Genomic DNA, 22,253 nt, shown 5'->3' on the forward strand with positions numbered 1-22,253 from the left:
AATGAAAATAACAGAAAAAAGTTTTTGGGAACAATATTGGGGAGAAATACTATTACCACAAAAAGTAAATTTTAGTTTTAAAAATGATAGAGTTATTGCAGAAACAATTTTAAAATTTGTTCCAAAAGTTGATAATGATCAAAAAGCATTAGAAATAGGCTGCGCTCCAGGAAAGTGGCTGACATTGGTTTATGAAAATTTAAATTATGATATTGATGGTTTTGAATATGTTGATGTGGCAGCAGAAAAAACAAAAGAGAATTTCAAACTTTGTCATATTCCAGAAAACAGATTCAATGTAATCACTGCTGATTTTTTAACTCAATCACCTGATCCAAAATATGACTTGGTGATGTCTTTTGGTTTTATTGAACACTTTGAAAACTATGATGATATATATCAAAAACATATTCAATATTGCAAAAAAAATGGATATGTAGTTACAGGGTTTCCAAACTTCAGAGGTATCAACTATTATCTTCAACTATTTATTGATAGAATTTCAGGAAGCAGTATTATAAAGAACCATAATATTAAAATGATGGATAAAGTACTGATGGAAAAGATGATTAAGTCTTCTAAAAAAGAATTAGTTTATCTGGATTATATTGGTGGCTTTGAACCTGCATTGTTTAATATTAATAAAGTTGAAAATATTTTTCTTAGATTTATATTAAAGGTAAGTAGTAAAGCACTGTCAATAATTTTCTCTAATATAAAAAATAAATATATTTCAAGCTATTTAATATTTGTAGTAAAAAATGATTAAATTAGTTTTATATACTGAAAACTATTTTCCTGGAGGGCTAGAAAGATTTATTTTTGATTTTGCTGATAATAGTAAATTTGATATTCATATAGTGGTAAATAGTGAAAACGATCGGATAATAACTTTTGCTAAAAAAAGAAATATTGACTATAGTGCAGTAAAATTAAGTAAAATAAAATTAAGTTTTATAAAAAACAGTTTTTTAAATAATTTTATAAAATTATTTAATTTCATAATGTATTATTTCTCTATTGTGCCAAATTATTTTAAGTTAAAAAAAGTTTTTAGTTCCTTGGTTGAGTATGAAAATATAATGATTATAAATGGCGGTTATCCTGCAGCACTAAGTTCATTTTCTGCTGTAAAAGCATCTTCAAAAGTCGGATTTAAAAAAGTCGGATTATCTATTTTAAGCTCACCATCATCAAATTATAAGAATAGGATATTTCGTTTTTTTCAACATATTATTGATTTGTATTGTGATGATTTAATAGATTTTTATATTCCAAATAGTAAAAAAATAAAATTTGAATTGATATCAATAGTAAAGATAAATTCAAAAAAGATATATGTGGTTTATACAGGTGTGGATGTTGACGCTATTGTAAATAAAAAAAATGAGCTTAATTTTGCTAATACAACTATTAAAAAAGAGAATTATATTTGGATTTCTATGGTTGCTTTGATTGGTTCAACAAAGAGACAAGATATTTTGGTAAAAGCCTTAAAAAAACTTGATGATAATGTAAAACTTATAATAGCAGGGGATGGACCGAATCGTAAAAAAATAGAAAATTTAGTAAATAATTTATCTTTGAATGAAAGAGTTGTTTTTTTGGGCTGGATTGAGGATGCTATGGATGTGTATCTATTTTCAGATATAAATGTTTTTGTTTCAGATCAAGAAGGTCTACCATATGTAGTAAGTGAAGCAATGTCTTATAAGGTTCCTGTTATTGCAAGTAATGTAGGTGGCATATCAGAACAAATTATTGAGAATAAAGGTGGTTTGCTTCTTGATAAAAATGATATTGATGATTTGGCTAAAAAAATAAATTATTTGATTTTTAATACAAATCAACGAGATGCCTTTGTAGATTTTTCCTATGAAAGAGTCAAAAGTGAATTTTCTATTAAGAATATGAATGATAAACTTTTCAAGTTATATAGTGAGGATGACAAATGAAAGTATTACTGTTAGCAGGCGGTTTTGGAACAAGACTCAGTGAAGAGACAGACATAAGGCCAAAACCTATGGTTGAAATAGGGGGTAAGCCTATTTTATGGCATATTATGAAAATATATTCAGAGTATGGTTTTAATGATTTTGTTATTCTCTTAGGATATAAAGGCTATTATATTAAAGAGTATTTTGCAAACTATTTTTTACATCAAAGTGATATAACTATAGATATGTCAAATGGTAAAATGGAAGTGTTAAATAATTCAAGTGAACCATGGAAGGTAACATTGCTTGATACAGGGCTGAACTCTATGACAGGAGGACGAATTAAACAGGCACAAAAAGTTATTGGTAATGAAGCGTTTATGCTCACTTATGGAGATGGGGTAAGTGATGTAAATATAAAAGAATTGGTAGCATTTCATAAAAAACACGGTAAAGCAATGACTATGACCTCTGCTCAACCAGATGGACGTTTTGGTGCACTTAATATCTCTGAATCACATCAGGTAACAGATTTTTTAGAGAAGCCAAAGGGTGACGGTGGTTGGATAAATGCAGGGTTTTTTGTTTGCGAACCGAAAGTTTTTGACTACATTACAGGTGGAGATGCAACTGTTTTTGAGCAAGAACCACTGCAAAAACTTGCTAAAGATGGAGAAATATTTACTTTCAAACATGAAGGCTTTTGGAAGCCGATGGATAGCTTAAAAGATAAAAATGATCTTAATAAACTTTGGGATGAAGGTGTTGCCCCTTGGAAGGTATGGGAATAGCAATGTTCAAAAATGTATACAAAGATAAAAAAGTACTTGTTACCGGGCATACAGGATTTAAAGGCACATGGCTTACTCTGTGGCTTTTAAAACTTGGGGCAAAAGTTATAGGCATCTCAAAAGATATTCCGACAAATCCTTCAATGTTTGAAGAGTTACAGCTACAAAAAAAGATAAAGCATTATCAAGAGGATATAAGAAATTTATCTAAAATGAATGAAATTATAGCCGCAGAAGCGCCGGAGTTTCTTTTTCATCTGGCAGCACAGCCGATAGTTTCAACATCTTATGAAAATCCAATTGACACAATATCCTCAAATGTAATGGGAACGGCAAATATTTTAGAAGCTCTTAAAAACTCAAATCATAAATGCAGCGTTATAATTATCACAAGTGATAAAGCGTATGCCAATGTAGAACAGGTATGGGGCTACAAAGAGGATGATAAAATGGGTGGTAAAGATATTTACAGTGGTAGCAAGGGTGCTGCTGAGCTTATTATAAAATCATATTATCACTCATTTTTTAAAAAAGACAATTGTAATGTTAAGTTAGCCATTGGTAGAGCCGGAAATGTTATAGGTGGCGGAGATTGGGCAAAAGACAGGATTGTAGTTGACTGCATGCACGCTTGGAGTAAAAATCAAAGTGTGGAGATACGAAGCCCAGAAGCTACGAGACCTTGGCAGCATGTGCTTGAACCTTTAAGTGGATATTTAAATCTAGGGCAGGTTTTGTATGAAAACAACTCTTTGCATGGGGAAGCGTTTAACTTTGGACCAAGGGCAGAACAAAATCACACAGTTAAACAATTGCTTGCAGATTTAAGTCAGTATTGGCATTTTACAAATGCCAAAGATGCTTTTACTATTACAGGGAACATACCTTTTCATGAGGCAGGATTGCTAAAACTCAATTGTGACAAAGCTCTCTTTTATCTGAAATGGCAGGCAAATTTAGAGTATAAAGATACTATTAGATTTACCAGTGAGTGGTATTATGACTTTTATAACAATAATAACAATATTTTAGAAAAAACTTTGGAACAGATAAATGAATATGAAAGTATGGCAAAAACGCGAGGTTTGCAATGGACGGAGTAATTTTAACACCGCTAAAACAGATTTATAATCCAAAAGGTGATATTTTTCATGCCATGAAAAAAAGTGATGAGGGGTTTGATGGATTTGGAGAAGCTTATTTTTCAACTATATACCTAAATGATATCAAGGGATGGAAGAAACATACTCAAATGACTTTAAATCTTGTAGTGGTTGTTGGAGAAATAGAATTTGTTGTGTATGATGAAATAAATAAAGAGTTTTTTAGTGTAAAACTTTCTCAAAAAAATTACCAAAGACTTACTGTAAAACCAAATTTGTGGATGGCTTTTAAAGGTTTAAGCGAAAGCAGTATGTTATTAAATATCGCTTCAATTGAGCATAATCCAGACGAAGCAATAAATTTAGATATTAATGAGATAAACTATGAATGGTAAAAAAAGAGTTCTTGTAACTGGCGGAACCGGCTATGTTGGTTCAGATCTTGTGAATAAACTTTTAATCAATCATAACATAGAAATTGCACTGGTTGTTCGAGATTCAAAAAGTGCCATAAAAATGTTTGGGAATGCGGTTATATATATCGAATGTAATAACCTAACTGAGTTTAATGACAGTGTTTTACAATTTTCACCTGAAATTGTAGTTCATCTGGCTGCATATTCAACAAGTTCAGATGAACCAAAAGATATAGTTAAGCTAATAGAATCAAATATTGTATTTACCTCTAATCTGTTAATTGCATTATCAGGTTGCAAGTTGCAATTGTTTATAAATACAGGTTCTTTTTCCGAATATCATATCAACAATATAATAAGCCCAACATATTTTTATTCTGCTACAAAAACTTCTGCAAAATATATAATTGAGTACTATGCCAAAAAGAACTCTTTTAAATTTTTAAATATGATTTTGTTTACAGTTTATGGAAAGAAAAATGCCAATAAAAAGATTATTGATTATGCTATAGATTCTCTAGACTCGGATGAGGCTGTTAATATGAGTGATGGTAAGCAGATATTGGATTTTGTACATATAGATGATGTTGTAAACCTTTATTATAACCTTATTCTTGATTTTAATAATATTAAAGCTTCTAAAATTGACTATGACGTGGGAACAGGAAAATGTATATCAATAAGAGATTTGGTAAAGACTTTAGAAAGTATTACAAATAAAAAAGCAAATATTGCATGGGGTGCGAATAAAAGTCGTAAAATTGATACAATCAGAGCATGTGCAGATATAGAAATGTCGCAAAAAGAGTTGAATTATAAAGTGAATATTTCTTTGGAAAGTGGTTTGAAAAAATATATTAAGGATAAAATTTAATATGAAAAATCCTTTGATTAGTGTCATTATTCCAATATATAATGCAGAAAATTATCTAGATGAAACAATACAGTCAGTGTTGAAGCAAACTTATGAGGTTTTTGAACTACTGCTTATAAATCATAATTCAACAGATAAAAGTGTTTCTATTATTGAGGAATATCAGCAGCAAGATAAAAGGATCAAGGTTGTAAATTTGAATATGAACAAAGGCGGACCCGCTTATCCTAGAAATGAGGGTTTAAAAATTGCAAAAGGTGAATATATAGCTTTCTTGGATTCTGATGATGTATGGTTACCGGAAAAGTTAGAAAAACAATTAGCATTTTTACAAAACAATCATGCTGACGTAGTCCATACATTGGCATATGAAATTGATGAAAAATCTGAATTACAAGGAAATTTTGATAATCAAAAACTGGTTAATTTTTTAAAAACTGTTATAAGTATGAAAAATATTATTTATTATATCAATTATATAAATGTAAATTCTGTATTGTTAAAAAAAAGTGCTTTAGTTAATTTTGAAGAAGAGAAAAATTTGATTGCGGTAGAAGATTGGCAACTTTGGATAAAATTAATTAGAAATGAAAAAAAAATTGTTTTACTCAAAGAAAAGCTGTTGAATTATAGAGTTCATAATGCTTCAATTTCAAACAGAGAGACAGATATAGGTTACAGAAAAGCATTGTATTTGCTTTCATTGATTTTTTTAAAAAAAGAGATACCGATGAGACATTATGTATTTAGTTCTTTGTTACAAATTTGTAAGATTATTTTTAAGAGATACAGTTATGCCTAAAAATTTAATTATTGGGAAAAATAGTAATCTTTCTAAAAGAATGAATAGGTATATAGATAATTCCATATTACTGTCTTCAAGAGAAATATTGGAAAATATAAATATTTTACAAGAGTATAAAAATCAAAAAATTAATATTATTTTTAATAACTTTCAACCTGCAACACAGCTAAATAATTTCGATAGCAGTAGTAATTACATCACTAATGCCATTTTAATTACTTCTTTAGTGCTTGATTACTTTAAAAATGCAGACATCAACAAAATAATATACACAAGTAGCAGTTCTGTATATGGAAATAATATTTTATGTAATGAATCAGATGAATTAAAACCTATGAACTTGCATGCCTCTTTAAAAGTTGCAAATGAGAAATTGATTGAAAAATATTGTAATGAGTATAAGATAGACTATACGATTACCAGGATTTTTAACATGTATGGCGGAAATGATAAATTTTCTGTTATCAGTAAAATTATAAATGCTCATAAAAACAATCAAGAAATAAAAATAGTAAACAATGGAAATGCCATTAGAGATTTTATACATATTGATGATGTGGTTTTTATATATAGTAAACTGTTAAAGATACAAAATATTAAAATACTTAATGTAGGTACTGGTTTTGGCAGTTCAATAAAAGGGATCTTGGAATTTTTGTCAAATAATCAGATCGAAATTAAAACAAGCAATATATTTAGAGATGAGTTAAAAGTTTCAACCTCTGATGCAAGATTACTGGTTGAAGTAATTCAAAAAAATGATTTTATCAATGTGAAAGAATATTTACAACAAGAATTTAATTTATGAAAAAAATTGTAATAATGGTTACTGTTCCTGTTGTTTTGGAAACTTGGCTAAAAGGACAGGCAAAATTTTTATCTAATTATTATGAAGTTGAAATAGTTACATCATATTCAGATAAAATCCAAAGTATTAAAGAGTATGAAAATGTATCTGTAAAAATAGTGGATTTTAATAGAAAAATTAATATTTTTAAAGATTTAAAAGTTTTGATACAGCTTACAGGGTATCTGTTAAAAAAGAAGCCTTTGATTGTTTATACACTTACTCCAAAAGCCGGATTACTTGGAATGATTTCATCATGGATAACTAGAGTTCCGCATAGACTGCACAGTGTTGTGGGCCTTCCTCATTTGGAAGCGACAGGAATAAGAAAAAAAATATTGACAATAACAGAAAAGACTACATATTTTTTTTCCTCTAAAATATATTGTAATAGCAAAATTTTGACTGCAACAGTTAAAAACATGACAGCGAAAGAGGTTGCTATAATTGGAAATGGTTCAGTTAACGGTGTTGATACCGAGTTTTTTAAAGATAAGTTTTCGGAGAGTCAAAAAAATAAAATCAAGGATAATTTAAAGCTTAAGAAAGATGACTTTATAATAACTTTTGTAGGAAGAATTGTAAAAGATAAAGGTATTAATGAGTTGTTAAGTGTATTTGATTTGTTAAGTAATAAATATTCTAAAATTAAATTATTATTGATAGGTGATTATAAAAATGAATCAGACCCGATTTCTAAACAAAGCCATCAAATAATAAAAGAAAATTATTCTGTAAAATATATAGAATTTCAGGATGATATAAGAAAATATCTTTGCATTACTAACCTATTTGTTCTTCCTTCATACAGGGAGGGACTGCCAAATGTTCTCATAGAAGCAGGTAGTTTTAATATACCACTGCTTGCAACTGATATAAATGGGTGTAATGAAGTAATAAAACACAATATAAATGGAATGCTGGTAAAGAAAAAAGATGAAGTAGCTTTGTTCCATGCAATGGAAAAATTTATTATAGATGAAAAATTTTACAATTTTGTTAGATGCAATGTAAGAGATAGTATTGTCAAAAAATATGATCAAAAATATTTTTGGAATGAACTGTTAGGTGAGTTAAAGAAACTAGACATGGATATATAGATGAAAACTATTTTATTAACAGGGGTAAGAGGTTTTATCGGGAGTTATTTCCAGTTAAAATATTCTCAACACTATAAGATAAGAACTTTTTCTTTTTTACAGGAGAATTTTGATGCTCTACATGTAAAGGGCGTTGATGTTGTTGTACATTTGTCTGCTTTGGTACATCAGATGGGTGGAGCGAGTAAAGAGGCGTATGAAAAGATAAATGTTACGCAAACTTTGGATCTGGCTAAAAAAGCAAAAGCATCTGGCGTGAAGCATTTTGTGTTTATGAGCAGTGTGAAAGTATATGGGGAAGAGAGTGATGTTTGTTATACAGAAAGTACACCATGTAACCCTCAGGATGAATACGGTAAAAGTAAATTAAAAGCCGAGCAGGAACTTCAAAAAATCGAAGATGATAATTTTATTGTTTCTATTATAAGAACGCCTATTGTTTATGGGTATGGGGTGAAAGCTAACATAAAAAATCTTATTAATTTGGTTCGCAAAGTGCCTGTGTTGCCTTTTGGAGGAATTGAGAACAGACGCAGTATGATCTACATTGGGAATTTATGTTTTTTTATGGATGCTGTCATTGAGCGACAAAAAGATGGCATATTTTTAGTGAGCGATGATAAACCGTTTAGTACCATAAAACTTATAGAGCTGATAGCTGAAAATTTAGGAAAAAAAGTTTATCTTGTTCGGGTGCCGTTTTTTGAGAGTTTGTTGAAGGTTTTAAAGCCATCGTTTCATAAGAGGCTTTATGGGAGTTTGGAAGTTGACAATAAGGATGCAATGAAAAAACTTTTTGGCAAGGCTGAAGCATCGCTTCCGTTTGGTGCGGAAGAAGGGATTGATTTTATGATAAACGGTGAGAAAAGTTTAAAGGACTTAATGATATGAAACTGTACCTAATATTACTCCTGCCATTTGTACTGTTTGCGCAAAAACCACAACTTTTACTTTTGCAAGTCTATAAAGATCAAAATATTACAAATTGGGTAATGAGTGAAAAACTTGATGGAATCCGTGCTTACTGGGATGGGAAACAACTTATAAGTCGTGGAGGAAAGCATATTTATGCTCCAAAGTTTTTTATAAAAGATTTCCCCCCTTTTGAATTAGATGGGGAGTTGTGGAGCAAAAGGGATGATTTTGAAAATATATCTTCTATAGTGCGAGATAAAGTACCATCTGAAAAATGGAAAGAAATTACATATTACATTTTTGAAGTACCTCATGCAAAAGAAGGTCTTTTGAAGCGTTTAGAAAAAGTAAAACCATATGAAAGTGATATCTTACATGTAATAGTTCAAAGAGAGGTGAATTCAAAAGATGAACTTTTTAGATTTTTATCCGTAGTAGAATCAAAAGGCGGTGAGGGTGTTGTGGTGCGAGACCCAAATATGGCATATATAGACAAAAGAACATCAAAAGCCTTAAAAGTAAAATCATTTAAAGATGCCGAATGCAGAGTTGTCGCTGTCAACCATGGTAAAGGAAAACTTGCAAATATGATGGGATCGCTAACCTGTCGTTTAGATAACAACGCAACCTTTAAAATAGGCAGTGGATTTACAAATAAAGAGAGAATGGATCCTCCTAAAGTCGGTGATATTGTAACATTTAAGTACCAAGAGTTTACAAAATACAAAAAGCCAAGATTTCCTGTGTTTTTGAGAGTTAGATATAAAGGAAGCGATCTGTGATCTATATATTTTTATTTTTATTGTCATTTATGCTCACTTATTTTATCAAGAATTATGCCATTGAAAAATCCTTGGTTGCCGAGGTAAATGAACGGAGTTCTCACACGGTGCCTACGCCTCATGGTGGGGGGATTGCTATAGCTGTTACTTGGTTTATGGGGTTGAGTTATCTTTTTTTCAGGGGAGAGATTGTTTCATCTTTGTATTATGCTTTAATGGTGGGGGTTGTGCTTGCTGTTGTAAGTTACTTGGATGACTTGTATGAACTTTCTCCTAAAGTAAGGCTTGTCACACAGAGCAGTGTCGCTGTTGGTGGGTTAATGGCTCTGGGTGGTTTAGGTAGCTTGGACTTTTGGCTTTTTAGCATTGAAAATCAACTGGTTGCTAATATCATTGCTTTTGTGGCGATTATCTGGTTTATCAATCTTTACAATTTTTTAGACGGAATTGACGGCTATGCCGGAAGTGAAGCCGTTTTTCTTGGAGTTGCCGGTTTTTTACTTTTTGGCGGGGTGCATTTTTTAGTTTTGATTGTGTCTGTGTTAGGATTTTTGGTCTGGAACTGGCATAGAGCGAAGATATTTATGGGAGATGTCGGGAGTACTTTGCTTGGGTATACTGTGGCGATTTTTGCTATATATTATGCAAATCAAGATGCTGTAAATTTATGGATATGGATTATCTTATTTGGCGTGTTTTGGTTTGATGCGACGTATACTTTAGTCAAGCGGTACCTCAATGGAGAAAGGCTTTTGGTGGCACATAAAAAGCATCTATACCAAAGGCTGACGCAGGCCGGATTTTCCCATGACAGAGTTGTGTTTATGGCTATGGGGGCGAATATGGTTTTATTTGTCTTGGCGTATTTTATCAGTCGGCACTGAAGTACCGATTCCGAGAAATTGTTGCATTTGGAATCCGTACTTCAGTGCGGGCGAGAATGCCAGGAAAGTACCGATTTCTGTGAATGTGTACAGTTTTTTGGAACCCACTCTTTATGGTGCGCTGCACATATAGAGTGAAAACTGTGAGTTTACAAATGTGTTATAATGATGTTTATAATAAGAGAGGAAAGTATAGTATGAGCGTATTAAAACTTAAAGATCCAGAGAATAATAAACAGTGCGAATAGATAAAAAAATATTAAACTTTTTAGTAATTATAGTACTCTCTTTTATTACGTTTTGGTGGACATTTTTTATCTATCATATGCCGTTTGAGTTTGAGGTTGTGGCAAGCGTCATCGTCATTCGTATGCTTGCATCACGCTTTATACTGCGAGACTACTCTCTCTCTTGGTCAAAAGCCTCACAAAAGACTTTTCTTATTAAAAGTGTTGTTTATTTCGCCGCATTTTTTGTCTATGTGCCTATATTCTATGGCAAGGTTCGTTTGTCATTTTTGGCATCAGAACTCTTTTTATATCTTTTTAGCATTAATTTTTTGATGTATGCATATTATTATTTTACCAACAAATCAAAAGTAAAGAAGACAAAATCAGTGGTAATTTACGGTGCAGGGAAGGCTGGAATAAAACTGGCATCCGAGTTTCATGATTCTAAGTATAAAATAGAATATTTTGTGGATGATGACAAGGCTTTGCAAAACCGTTCTGTAGATTCTGTAAATATACTTTCTGAGCAACAGCTCAAAACAGTTATGAAAGATAAAAAGTATGATTTGCTTGTTATTGCCATGCCGTCTGTTCCAAAAGAGCGTATCAGAACGATATATGACAATCTCTCAAATTACTTTGAAGTTATTCAGATTCTTCCTTCTATTGATGAAATTTTAACGGGAAAAAATCTTTCGACACAGTTAAAAGATCTCTCTGTAGAAGATTTGCTTGCACGCCATCCAAAAGATTTGGACAAAAAAAAGATAAAAGCATTCATAAAAGACAAAACTGTTTTGGTTACAGGTGCCGGTGGGAGCATCGGGAGTGAAATATGTCGTCAATGTGAAAAATACGGAGCGAAGAAACTTATACTTTTAGACCACAGCGAATACAATTTGTATGCTATTTTGGAAGAGATTAAGAATGTGGATGCTGTACCTGTTATGCAAAGTGTAGTAAATTCGGAACTTTTAGATGAAACATTTCAAAAGTATAAACCTCAGATAGTTATACATGCCGCAGCATACAAACATGTACCGCTTGTTGAATCAAACATATATGAAGGCATCGTCAATAATGTCATAGGCACTAAAAATGTTATAGATGCGTCTATAAAGCATGGCGTGCAAAAGTTTGTGATGATATCTACCGATAAGGCAGTGCGTCCTACAAATGTTATGGGAACGACTAAGCGTATTTGCGAACTGTATGCCCAAAATTCAAATGGACAGGGAACAGACATAGTCGCTGTGAGGTTTGGTAATGTTTTAGGCTCTAGCGGAAGTGTTATTCCAAAATTTAAAAAACAGATAGAAGCAGGCGGACCTGTTACCGTAACACATCCTGATATCACACGATATTTTATGTTGATACCCGAAGCCTGTGAACTGGTTTTGCAGGCAGGTGCTATAGGAAGCGGCGGTGAGATTTTCATACTTGATATGGGTGAACCGATAAGGATAGTTGATTTGGCAAAAAAAATGATTGACCTGAGCGGAAGTCAAAACATTGACATTACATATACAGGTTTACGACCGGGTGAAAAACTCTATGAAGAGCTTTTGATAGACGAGAGTGACACAAAAACAGAATATGAATCCATAACCGTGAGAAAACCTACACCGTATGATTTGAAAAGATTGAATGAAGATATAGAAGCACTGCTTACATGTAATGATACGCTGAAAAAACTCAAAGAGATAGTGCCGGAGTTTAATCATCAAACAAATTCCTAAATTATCAAAATTTTAGGTTATTTTAAAATTGTTTGGATAGAATTCTGCCATACATTCCGGATTAGCTCAGCGGTAGAGTAGGTGACTGTTAATCACTTGGTCACTGGTTCGAATCCAGTATCCGGAGCCACTTCTTTTTATGTTATAATTCCTCAACTTTTTAGAGGACTAAAACTTGACAGATACTTCCCATGAAACAAAATTAACACTTCTTTATATTTTTATAGCTTTTGCTTTTTCTATTGGTATGCGCCTTGTTTGGGTATATCATTTTAACGGATATGCACCGTTTTATTTTAACGGGCAGTTTATGATTAATACCAATGATGGTTATGTTTGGGCGGAAGGTGCTCGTGATTTACTTTCCGGAACCGGAACAAATCCGGATGCAAAAGAGTATTTTGATAAATTTCATCAGTTGCATGACCTCTCACCTGTTTCAAGTGCTGCTTCCCAACTTACAGCATTCTTTGCAAAAATCCTGCCTTTTTCTTTTGAGAGTGTTATTTTTTATTTACCGGTATTTTTGAGTTCTCTTGTCGTTATTCCCATCATTTTGATAGCTAAAGCGCTGAAAAATCTTGAGATGGGGTTTATTGCCGCAATATTTGCATCTGTTGCATGGAGTTATTATAACCGTACAATGGCAGGGTATTATGATACCGATATGCTCAACATTGTGCTTCCTATGTTTTTGCTCTGGTCTGTTATTTGGGCGATTAAAACCAATAAAGACATATATCTGCTCTTTACCGCTTTAGATATCCTGGTTTACAGATGGTGGTACCCTCAGTCTTACTCTTTGGAGTTTTCATTTTTCGGATTGATTCTTTTTTATACTTTGGTGTTTGATCGAAAAAATGTATTTAATTATAAACTGCTTGCCATTATGCTGTTTGCTATGATGAATACAGACGGATTGGTTCGTCTGGGTTTTGTTTTAGCCGCTTTTTATACATTTAAGCAGGAAAAATATGATAAGTATATTTACTATATCTTAGGGACTTCAATTATTGCATTTTTTGCAACCGGTGGATTTGATCCGATCTGGTCGCAGTTAAAAGGCTATATTTTTAGAGAGAGTGTCAGTGCGGGGACTAAAGGACTGGGACTTCATTTTTTCACGGTAATGCAAACAGTCCGAGAAGCAGGGCATATTCCTTTTGAGACTTTTGCAAATCGTATCAGTGGCAATACTGTTACATTTGTCATTTCTTTGCTTGGTTACATGTATCTGCTGTACAAACACCGTATTATGCTCTTTTCACTGCCTCTTGTCGGGCTTGGATTTTTAGCCTATGTCGGTGGACTTCGTTTTACAATCTATGCCGTACCGATTTTAGCTTTCGGCATTGCCTTTTTAATTACGCAGATTGCTTCAAAAATGCCTACGCAGAAGTTGAAAGTTTTAAGCATGAGTGCTTTTACTCTGCTGGCACTGTATCCAAACTATAAACATATAGAGGCGTATAAAGTACCTACTGTTTTTAATGCGAATGAAGTGAAAGTTTTAACTACCCTGGGAAAAAAAGCAAGTCGTGAAGATTATGTTGTAGCATGGTGGGACTATGGCTATCCAATTCGATACTATGCAGATGTCAAAACTTTGGCCGATGGCGGAAAACACAGTGGAAGCGTGAATTTTCCACTAAGCTTTATGCTGACGCACACACAGGAAGAGGCTGCAAAAATGGCACGGCTTGATGTAGAGTATACGGAAAAAACATACGATTTTGGAGATAAAAACAAGAAAGAGATAGAAGACAAAAATATTACAGTTTTTTCAAATATCGAACAGATGACAAAAGATTACGGATACAAAGATACAAACGAATTTTTAAAGAGTTTGCAGTCTGATATTAAACTGCCGAAAAAAACAAGAGATATCTACTTTTATCTGCCTTTCAGAATGATAAACATTTATCCGACGGTAACACTTTTCTCAAATTTGAATTTAATGAACGGAGACAAAGGCAGGCAGCCATTTTTCTTTGTAAGCAGGAATTTTAAAGATATTGGCAACAAAATTCAATTGGCACAAAATGTGTTTTTAGACAAAAGAAATCTGCAGCTTACTCTTGGAAATAAAACATTGCCGATAAGACGTTTTGTGCAAACTTACTATGACAAAAATATGAAACTACACAAACAGGTACAGGTTGTTAATCTTTCCTCAAATTTAAATATTATTTTTATGAAAAACTATAATACTTTTTTAATAGTGGATGAACAGACATATAATTCACTCTATATACAACTGATGGTGCTGGAAAATTATGATAAAAAACTTTTTGAACCTGTGATATTAACACCACAGGCTAAAGTATATAAATTGAAAATATAAGAATTAAAGAACAGTCGGCACTAAAGTACCGATTCCGGGAAGTATTCAGTACTTAGGAACCCATCCTTTAGGGTGGGCTGAGAGTGACAGTAAGCAACAACAGTCGGCATTAAAGTACTGATTCCTGGAGATGTGCAGCTTTTTCGAAATCCGTACTTCAGTACGGGCTGAATTTAAGTAAATATAATCAAAGGTTTACTATAATCATTTCACTAAAAACAAAGGATTCTCTTGCAAACAACAATCAGAAAATGTCTTTTTCCGGCGGCAGGCTACGGGACAAGATTTTTGCCGGCTACAAAAGCGATACCAAAAGAGATGCTCCCCGTCCTTACAAAACCGCTTCTTCAATACGGGGTGGAAGAAGCAATAGAAGCGGGGCTTACTACTATGGCAATCGTTACGGGGCGTGGGAAACGTGCAATTGAAGATCACTTTGATGTTTCTTATGAACTCGAGCATCAGATTAAAGGTACTGCAAAAGAGAGTTATTTGCAAGAGATAAGAAAAGTAATAACAACCTGCACCTTTTCCTATACGCGACAAGTTGAGATGAAAGGGCTTGGACATGCCATACTGACAGGTGAAACTCTTATCGGAAAAGAACCTTTTGCCGTCATACTTGCGGATGATTTGTGTGATAATGAGAGTGCGAGTGTTTTGGCACAGATGGTAGAACTTTACGAAAAATACAAGTGCTCTATCGTTGCTGTCGAAGAAGTACCTTATGAAGATACTAACAAATACGGTGTGGTAGCAATAGAAGAGCAGCCCGCACTGAAGTACGGGTTCCGGGAAGATGAATCAGATGCAGGTGAGACAAGGAATCTAGACTTTAGTCTGGGCGACAAGGATATTGAAGGTGAGATACGGAACCCAGACTTTAGTCTGGGCGATAACGCTTTTAAAATTACAGATATGGTAGAAAAACCATCCCCGCAGGACGCTCCGTCCAATCTGGCCATTATAGGCAGGTACATCCTTACTCCGGATATATTCGATATTTTGCGTGAAACAAAACCGGGTAAAGGCGGAGAAATTCAAATAACCGATGCACTGCTGCAACAGGCGAAACAAGGCAGAGTAATTGCCTATAAATTTCAAGGAAAACGCTTTGACTGTGGCAGTGTAGACGGTTTTGTTGCAGCTACAAATTATTTTTACAACAAGAGTTGTTCATGAACTATAGTCATAATTTCAATCCGACTATCTCAGATGAAGATGTTTTTGCTGAAATTGTAAAAGAAAAGAACTCTATCGGCTATTATACACTGCCGCTTCAAGATACATCTGTTTATAAAGAGTATGCCAAAACAGTGAAACAAACTAATATAGCCGTTATCGGTATCGGCGGAAGTACCCTTGGTACCTATGCTGTTTATAAATTTTTAAAACACTCAAAAGATTTAAGGAAAAAACTTTTTTTTCTTGAAACTACAGACCCTATTGATATAAAGTCCAAGATTGAAAATATTGATTTGGAAGATACACTTTTTATAGTGATTTCAAAATCCGGGACAACTTTGGAAACAATTGCATTGTTTAAGTATATAAACTCTTTGGTTACATGTAACAGAGAAAACAGCGTGATTGTCAGTGAGAACGATTCCAAATTAAGTGATTATGCCCGTATACACAGCATGAAGATTTTTGAGATTCCGAAAAATGTGGGAGGACGCTTTTCTGTGTTTTGTGCAGTCGGTTTACTACCTTTGGCGATAGTGGGTATAGACATAGATGCATTGTTGTCCGGTGCGAGAAAAGTACATGATGAGTTTTTTGGGACTCATAAAGAGCAGCCCGCACTGAAGTACGGGTTCCAGGGTACCTCTGCAACCGCTACTTCAGTGCCTCTCCACAACGATGACACAGGCAATATCTCCGGAACTGCTACTTCAGTTCCCCTCCACAACGATGACACAGGCAATATCTCCGGAACTGCTACTTCAGTTCCCCTCCACAACGATGACACAGGCAATATCTCCGGAACTGCTACTTCAGTTCCCCTCCACAACGATAACGCAGGTAATATCTCCGGAACCGCTACTTCAGTGCCTCTCCACAAAGATGACACAGGTAATATCTCCGGAACCGGTACTTCAGTGCCGGCTGACAATGGCATAAATATTAAACAACGCCTTTTAAAAAAAGCCCGATTTTTAGTCGAATACAAATACAATTACAACATAAATGTAGTCTTTTCCTACTCCTCACGCCTTGAAGGTTTCAACAAGTGGTATATTCAGCTTTGGGGAGAAAGTCTCGGTAAAATTGATATAAACAATACACGTCAGGGATTGACACCTATCGGTATTATCGGTCCGATTGATCAGCACTCGTTTTTACAGCTTATCATCGAAGGCAGACGAGATAAAACGGTAACTGTCATCAAGGTGGAAAATTTTGACAATGATTTGAAAATTCCGGATGTAAAACTGGAAGGGCTTGAAGAGTTACAATATCTTAATAATATTCCTTTTTCCGAATTGATAAACAAACAGGCGGATGCAACGATAGAATCAATAAACAATCAAAAAGACATCCCGTGTGATGTGATAACAATAGACGGTGTTTGTGAAAGTGCCATTGCCGCTTTGATGTATGAATATGAACTGTTGACTTCCCTGTGTGCAAAACTGATGTATATTGATGCCTACAATCAACCCGGTGTTGAAAACGGCAAAATTATTTTGAAAAAAAAATTAAAACAAGACAGAAATGATGACAGCTTGCAATAAAAACAAGAGGCTGATTTTTTATACACTCAGTTTTTATATGCTACAATCAGGAAAAAATATTTGAGTAGGATATATGCAAAAAACAATAAAACTTTTACAAAAAAATGATGAACTCACAACAATAGATACTGAACTCGATATATATCTTGAAATTCCGCATCTGGCTTATGCCGAAGTAAAAAAAGAAGACGGCGGCAAAGCACTGCTTTTTACCAATGTTGTTGATAAAAAAAACGGTAAAAAATTTGAAGAACCGGTCATGATGAACCTTTTTGGATCTTACAGGCGTTGTGAGCTGCTTTTTGGACGAACTATTGAGTCTGTGGCAGATGAAATTACAAAACTGCTGCATATGAAACCGCCCGTAGGCTTCAAAGAGAAAATTTCTATGGCAAGTGAACTTTTTTCACTCAAAAATATTTTTCCAAAACGTCTCAAAGGCGAGGGAGAATGCCAGCAGATAAAATATTTAAAAGATGCAATAGATTTATATAAATTACCGGTCCTGACAACCTGGGAACAAGACGGCGGACCATTTATAACAATGGGTCAGGTCTATACACAAAGCCTTGACGGCGAAATGGCAAACCTTGGTATGTACAGATTACAGGTATATGATAAAAATCATTTGGGCATGCACTGGCAGATACATAAGGATTCTTCACACTTTTTTGACCAGTATCAAAAAGCCGGCAAAAAAATGCCTGTAAGTATAGCTGTAGGGGGAGATCCTTTGTATACCTGGTGCGCAACGGCACCGCTTCCTTATGGCGTGAATGAGCTTTTAATGTATGGACTGATTACCAAAAAGCCTGCACAGCTTGTAAAATCTTTGACAACGCCTTTGTATATTCCCAAAGATGTGGATTATGTAATAGAGGGCTGGGTTGATCCTGATAATCTGAAAATTGAAGGTCCGTTTGGTGACCATACAGGATACTACACTTTGGAAGAACCTTACCCTGTGATGGAAGTTTCAGCGATAACGATGAAGCAAAAAAGAACTTTTTTAGCTACTGTTGTCGGAAAACCGCCGCTTGAAGACAAATATATGGGTTGGGCAACAGGAAAAATTTTCTTTCCTTTGCTTAAAACAACTGCTCCTGATTTGCTGGATTACCACATGCCGGAAAATGCAGGTTTTCACAACCTGATACTTGCAAAAATGCAGCCACTTTACAAAGGACATGCAAAACAGTTTATGCATGCTTTTTGGGGTGCCGGACAGATGAGCTTTGTCAAACATGCCATTTTTGTTGATGAAAAAGCACCAAAACTGGAGAACTATGAAGCTTTTGCCACATATGTTCTGAATCGTTTTACTCCTAAATCACTATTTATTACAGAAGGTATCCTGGATGCGCTTGACCACTCATCTCCTGAGACTTTGGTAGGCGGAAAGCTTGGCATAGATGCTACTGGTGCAGACAGCGTTGAAGCGCCTCAGCTTTTGGGAGATGCAGAACTTCTCAATAGAGTAAAAGAGCTCATTCCTGATGTTGTAGATTTGCATCAGTTTATGCAGCGCACAAACAACCCTGTTACAGTCATCAGTGTAGATAAAAAAAGAAATGTAAAAGAGTATTTTGATGATTTGCTGGTATTGAGTACACATGTAAGAGTGGTTGTATTTGTTGATGCTGAAAAAAATGACATACGGAACTCTTATATGCTGATTTGGCGTGTCACGAACAATATGGATGCACTGCGTGATGTATATACATCGGGACTCATGGTAGGTATTGACGGTACAAATAAAAATTCCTTGGATAATTTTACAAGAGAATGGCCTGATGATGTCGAATGTACACAGAGTGTTGTTGAAAAGCTAAAAGAAAAAGGAGTCTGGAGTCTGGACGAAAAACTCGTCGGTAAGTTTCAATTATAGAATTTTTTGTGTTTTATGTGATAAATTTTATCACTGTAAGGAATATATAATAATTTCTAATGTAATATCAATGAAAGATATTTCACTTCAGGAAAAGTATATGAAAAAAATTTTATTAATTGCACTTTCTTTGGCTTTTTTGACGCTTTCTTCGTCAAATGCTGCTATTTACAAAGGGCAGCGTGTTTTTATTAAAAAATGTTTAAAGTGTCATGACTCCGGACAGAATTTTGTTGCAAAGTATAAAATGAAAAAATGGAAAAAGCTTATGCGAAAGAAAGGCAAAGCTTTGGCAGAAATCCACCTGAAAAGTGAAAAAGCCAAAAAATCATGGAAATATTTTAAGAGTAAAAAATATGCCAGAAAATCAAAACATTTGAAACAGTTTTTAGTTGAATATGCCAAAGACAGCGGGAATGTTCCTGCCTGTAACTAAATAAAATGAAGCATAATCGCTTCATTTTATTTTTCTCTCTTTGTAAAACTCTTCTTTTTAGATAAAATAGCAAACTTTTTAATATTATTTATGAAACAAACGAAGGAAAAACTATGGAAAAAATGTGGTCAGGCCGTTTTTCGGCATCTGCTTCAAATCTTTTAGATCAATTTAATGCCTCGATAATGTATGATCGGAAGTTATACCGTGAAGATATAGAGGGCTCCCTTGCACATGCCCAGATGCTTGCAAAACAGGGTATATTAACGCAAGATGAACTAAGGCAGATTCAAGAAGGTTTGGCTCAGGTAAAAAAAGAGATTGAGTCAGGCGAATTTGAGTGGAATATTTCTGACGAAGATTTGCATATGGGCATAGAAAAACGCCTGACGCAAATTATAGGAGATACCGGGAAGAAGTTGCACACAGCAAGAAGCAGAAACGACCAGGTTGCTGTTGATTTTCGTCGTTATGTTCTGCGAAAAAATCTTGAAATTGCGAAACTTGTGAAACTTTTAATGAAAGAGATTGTGGGTGTCGCAGAAAAACATACAGAGACGCTTTTACCGGGTATGACACATTTGCAGCATGCACAGCCTATTAACTTTGCGTTTCATCTTGGAGCGTATTTGGCAATGTTTCAACGTGATATTGAGCGGTTTGAAAGTTCGTATGAACGAAACAATGTGTCACCGCTTGGATGTGCCGCTCTTGCGGGAACACCGCATAATATTGACAGACAATACAGCGCAGAACTTTTGGGTTTTGAACGTGTGAGTGTCAATTGTCTCGATACCGTGAGTGACAGAGACTTTGCTCTTGAAATTCTTTTTAATATATCGACGATGATGATGCATATTTCCCGTTTGAGTGAAGAGTTGGTTCTCTGGTCCTCTTATGAATTTGGATTTATAGAACTGAGTGATGAATATTCCACAGGAAGTTCAATAATGCCGCAAAAGAAAAATCCGGATGTTCCAGAACTGCTTCGCGGAAAAACAGGCCGTGTTTATGGTGCACTGGTCGGACTTTTGACGGTTATGAAAGGTCTGCCTCTTGCCTACAACAAAGACACGCAAGAAGACAAAGAGGGTGTATTTGACGCAGTAGAGACGGCTGAAATCTCTTTGGAAATTTTAAAAGAAGCGATAAAAACAATGCAGGTAAAATCGCAAAATATGCATTCTGCCTGTAAGGTAGGGCATCTCTCGGCAACAGACCTGGCTGACTATTTGGTTGAAAAATGCAATATTCCGTTTCGTGAAGCCCATTTTATTACAGGAAAAGCAGTGGCCAAAAGTGAAGAACTTGGCATTGATTTAAGTGAAATTGCATTAAAATATTTGCAGGAAATTGATGAGAGAATTTCTGAAGATGTCCTTGATTTTCTTGTGCTGGAAAATTCTATGAATGCCAGAAAATCCCAAGGCGGTACGGCAACACTAAGAACACAGGAACAACTGGACTATTTTAAAAAATATTTGGAGGAGCAATAAAAAATGAAAGTAAGCGTATCACACAAAGAAGGAATGAAGTTTGAGGCAAAAACCGAGAAAAGCAGTTTTATTATAGACTGTCCGGTAATTTCACCTGTTGAGTATTTCTTGGCAGGTATCATTACATGCAGTGCAACTGACTTGATACTGATACCGAAAAATCAGGGAAAAACAGTCACTGATTTAGTGGTAGACGGTGATGTGGTTCGTGCGGAGGATCATCCTCGTAAATTTGTAAAATTGCATTTGACCTACAGTTTTAATTCGGATGCAGATGATGTAACAGCGGCAAGATGGGTAATGGCTTCGGTTGAAACGTATTGTTCTACTATCAACACTATTCGAGATACAACAGAGATTTCCTACTCCATCACACATAACGGCAAGCTGATTCGTGAAAATGAAAAAATGATCAGCGGCGGCGGAGCGAAAATAGATATGGGCGAAATCGAGTCTTGCCCAAGCTAGAGAGTTTCTCTAGCTATAAAAAATCTTTTGGATCGGCATCACTGAAATGGCCCCATTTGAGTTTTGCTCCACCCAGAATATGAAAATGCAAATGTTTGACTTCCTGTCCGCCGTTCTCTCCTACATTTGTAATGACTCTGTATCCTGAGGTCTCAATCTTGACCTCTTTGACAATTTCCTGAATAAACTCTGTCATCTTTGCCATAGTCTCACCGGTAACTTCGTTAAAGCTGTCTATATGCAACTTTGGTATTGCCAAAATATGCACAGGTGCTTTAGGATTGATGTCATGAAAAGCTAAAAAATTTTCATTCTCCAAAACAATATTTGCGGGTATTTCTTTATTTACGATTTTACAAAAAAGACACATAATTCTTTCCTTCATTTCTTATTATTGTAGCACATAAAAGCTATTTATAACAAATTTTTCAGTATAATCACTACAAAATTAAATAACTAC

Annotated in this window: 21 protein-coding genes and 1 tRNA gene; 21 read left to right on the top strand and 1 reads right to left on the bottom strand. The window is 34.4% G+C overall.

Annotated elements, in window-relative coordinates; translation table 11 throughout:
• The first annotated feature begins 1 nt into the window (after position 1).
• The 21 genes from MLC44_RS04760 (at position 2) to MLC44_RS04860 (ending at position 21,793) form a co-directional block, all read left to right on the top strand.
• Positions 2-769: a class I SAM-dependent methyltransferase gene (locus tag MLC44_RS04760; protein ID WP_434658660.1), complete on the top strand. Its 768-nt coding sequence runs from the start codon at positions 2-4 to the stop codon at positions 767-769.
• Positions 762-1,955 (top strand): glycosyltransferase, encoded by a 1,194-nt coding sequence (locus MLC44_RS04765; RefSeq protein ID WP_434658661.1) that lies wholly within the window; start codon positions 762-764, stop codon positions 1,953-1,955. The genes MLC44_RS04760 and MLC44_RS04765 overlap by 8 nt, the downstream gene beginning before the upstream one ends.
• Entirely contained in the window at positions 1,952-2,728 is a 777-nt protein-coding gene (gene rfbF, locus MLC44_RS04770; protein ID WP_151900693.1) for a glucose-1-phosphate cytidylyltransferase, read from the top strand. The genes MLC44_RS04765 and rfbF overlap by 4 nt, the downstream gene beginning before the upstream one ends.
• 2 nt (positions 2,729-2,730) lie before the next feature.
• On the top strand, positions 2,731-3,831 hold the full coding sequence (rfbG, locus tag MLC44_RS04775) for a CDP-glucose 4,6-dehydratase (protein WP_151900692.1): 1,101 nt from the start codon (positions 2,731-2,733) through the stop codon (positions 3,829-3,831).
• On the top strand, positions 3,819-4,226 hold the full coding sequence (locus MLC44_RS04780; protein WP_151900691.1) for a WxcM-like domain-containing protein: 408 nt from the start codon (positions 3,819-3,821) through the stop codon (positions 4,224-4,226). Before rfbG ends, MLC44_RS04780 begins: the two co-directional genes overlap by 13 nt.
• Positions 4,216-5,121, top strand: coding sequence for an NAD-dependent epimerase/dehydratase family protein (locus MLC44_RS04785; protein WP_151900690.1), 906 nt, complete (start codon positions 4,216-4,218; stop codon positions 5,119-5,121). Before MLC44_RS04780 ends, MLC44_RS04785 begins: the two co-directional genes overlap by 11 nt.
• Position 5,122: 1 nt before the next feature.
• Positions 5,123-5,923: a glycosyltransferase family 2 protein gene (locus tag MLC44_RS04790; RefSeq protein WP_418641225.1), complete on the top strand. Its 801-nt coding sequence runs from the start codon at positions 5,123-5,125 to the stop codon at positions 5,921-5,923.
• Positions 5,916-6,734, top strand: a complete 819-nt coding sequence (locus MLC44_RS04795) for an SDR family oxidoreductase (protein WP_434658662.1) — start codon at positions 5,916-5,918, stop codon at positions 6,732-6,734. The genes MLC44_RS04790 and MLC44_RS04795 overlap by 8 nt, the downstream gene beginning before the upstream one ends.
• Entirely contained in the window at positions 6,731-7,873 is a 1,143-nt protein-coding gene (locus tag MLC44_RS04800; RefSeq protein WP_434658663.1) for a glycosyltransferase family 4 protein, read from the top strand. Before MLC44_RS04795 ends, MLC44_RS04800 begins: the two co-directional genes overlap by 4 nt.
• Positions 7,874-8,764 carry an NAD-dependent epimerase/dehydratase family protein gene (locus MLC44_RS04805; RefSeq protein ID WP_434658664.1) on the top strand — a complete coding sequence of 297 codons (891 nt, stop codon included), beginning with the start codon at positions 7,874-7,876 and terminating at the stop codon, positions 8,762-8,764.
• The gene (locus MLC44_RS04810; RefSeq protein WP_434637987.1) at positions 8,761-9,570 is read left to right on the top strand and encodes a DNA ligase; all 810 of its coding nucleotides are present in this window, start codon (positions 8,761-8,763) and stop codon (positions 9,568-9,570) included. The genes MLC44_RS04805 and MLC44_RS04810 overlap by 4 nt, the downstream gene beginning before the upstream one ends.
• Positions 9,567-10,454, top strand: a complete 888-nt coding sequence (locus MLC44_RS04815; RefSeq protein WP_434658665.1) for an MraY family glycosyltransferase — start codon at positions 9,567-9,569, stop codon at positions 10,452-10,454. The genes MLC44_RS04810 and MLC44_RS04815 overlap by 4 nt, the downstream gene beginning before the upstream one ends.
• 238 nt (positions 10,455-10,692) lie before the next feature.
• Positions 10,693-12,423: a polysaccharide biosynthesis protein gene (locus MLC44_RS04820; RefSeq protein WP_434658667.1), complete on the top strand. Its 1,731-nt coding sequence runs from the start codon at positions 10,693-10,695 to the stop codon at positions 12,421-12,423.
• Positions 12,424-12,478: 55 nt separating this feature from the next.
• Positions 12,479-12,553, top strand: a tRNA-Asn gene (locus MLC44_RS04825).
• 45 nt (positions 12,554-12,598) lie between these two features.
• Positions 12,599-14,767, top strand: coding sequence for an STT3 domain-containing protein (locus MLC44_RS04830; protein WP_434581408.1), 2,169 nt, complete (start codon positions 12,599-12,601; stop codon positions 14,765-14,767).
• A 231-nt stretch (positions 14,768-14,998) separates the two neighbouring features.
• A complete protein-coding gene (locus MLC44_RS04835; protein ID WP_434637993.1) occupies positions 14,999-15,949 on the top strand; it encodes a UTP--glucose-1-phosphate uridylyltransferase in 951 nt (316 codons plus the stop codon).
• Positions 15,946-17,505, top strand: a complete 1,560-nt coding sequence (locus tag MLC44_RS04840) for a glucose-6-phosphate isomerase (RefSeq protein WP_434658669.1) — start codon at positions 15,946-15,948, stop codon at positions 17,503-17,505. Before MLC44_RS04835 ends, MLC44_RS04840 begins: the two co-directional genes overlap by 4 nt.
• Positions 17,506-17,578: 73 nt before the next feature.
• Positions 17,579-19,393, top strand: a complete 1,815-nt coding sequence (locus MLC44_RS04845; protein WP_434658671.1) for a menaquinone biosynthesis decarboxylase — start codon at positions 17,579-17,581, stop codon at positions 19,391-19,393.
• A gap of 100 nt (positions 19,394-19,493) precedes the next feature.
• The gene (locus tag MLC44_RS04850) at positions 19,494-19,829 is read left to right on the top strand and encodes a cytochrome C (RefSeq protein WP_346388565.1); all 336 of its coding nucleotides are present in this window, start codon (positions 19,494-19,496) and stop codon (positions 19,827-19,829) included.
• A gap of 113 nt (positions 19,830-19,942) precedes the next feature.
• Positions 19,943-21,325 (top strand): argininosuccinate lyase, encoded by a 1,383-nt coding sequence (gene argH, locus MLC44_RS04855; protein ID WP_151900679.1) that lies wholly within the window; start codon positions 19,943-19,945, stop codon positions 21,323-21,325.
• A gap of 3 nt (positions 21,326-21,328) precedes the next feature.
• The gene (locus MLC44_RS04860; protein ID WP_151900678.1) at positions 21,329-21,793 is read left to right on the top strand and encodes an OsmC family protein; all 465 of its coding nucleotides are present in this window, start codon (positions 21,329-21,331) and stop codon (positions 21,791-21,793) included.
• 13 nt (positions 21,794-21,806) lie between these two features.
• Here the strand turns inward: MLC44_RS04860 and MLC44_RS04865 are convergent, their stop codons facing one another.
• Entirely contained in the window at positions 21,807-22,163 is a 357-nt protein-coding gene (locus MLC44_RS04865) for a histidine triad nucleotide-binding protein (RefSeq protein WP_151900677.1), read from the bottom strand.
• Positions 22,164-22,253 lie beyond the last annotated feature (90 nt).

Source organism: Sulfurimonas sp. NW9 (genome assembly GCF_051132275.1).
GTDB lineage: Bacteria > Campylobacterota > Campylobacteria > Campylobacterales > Sulfurimonadaceae > Sulfurimonas > Sulfurimonas hydrogeniphila.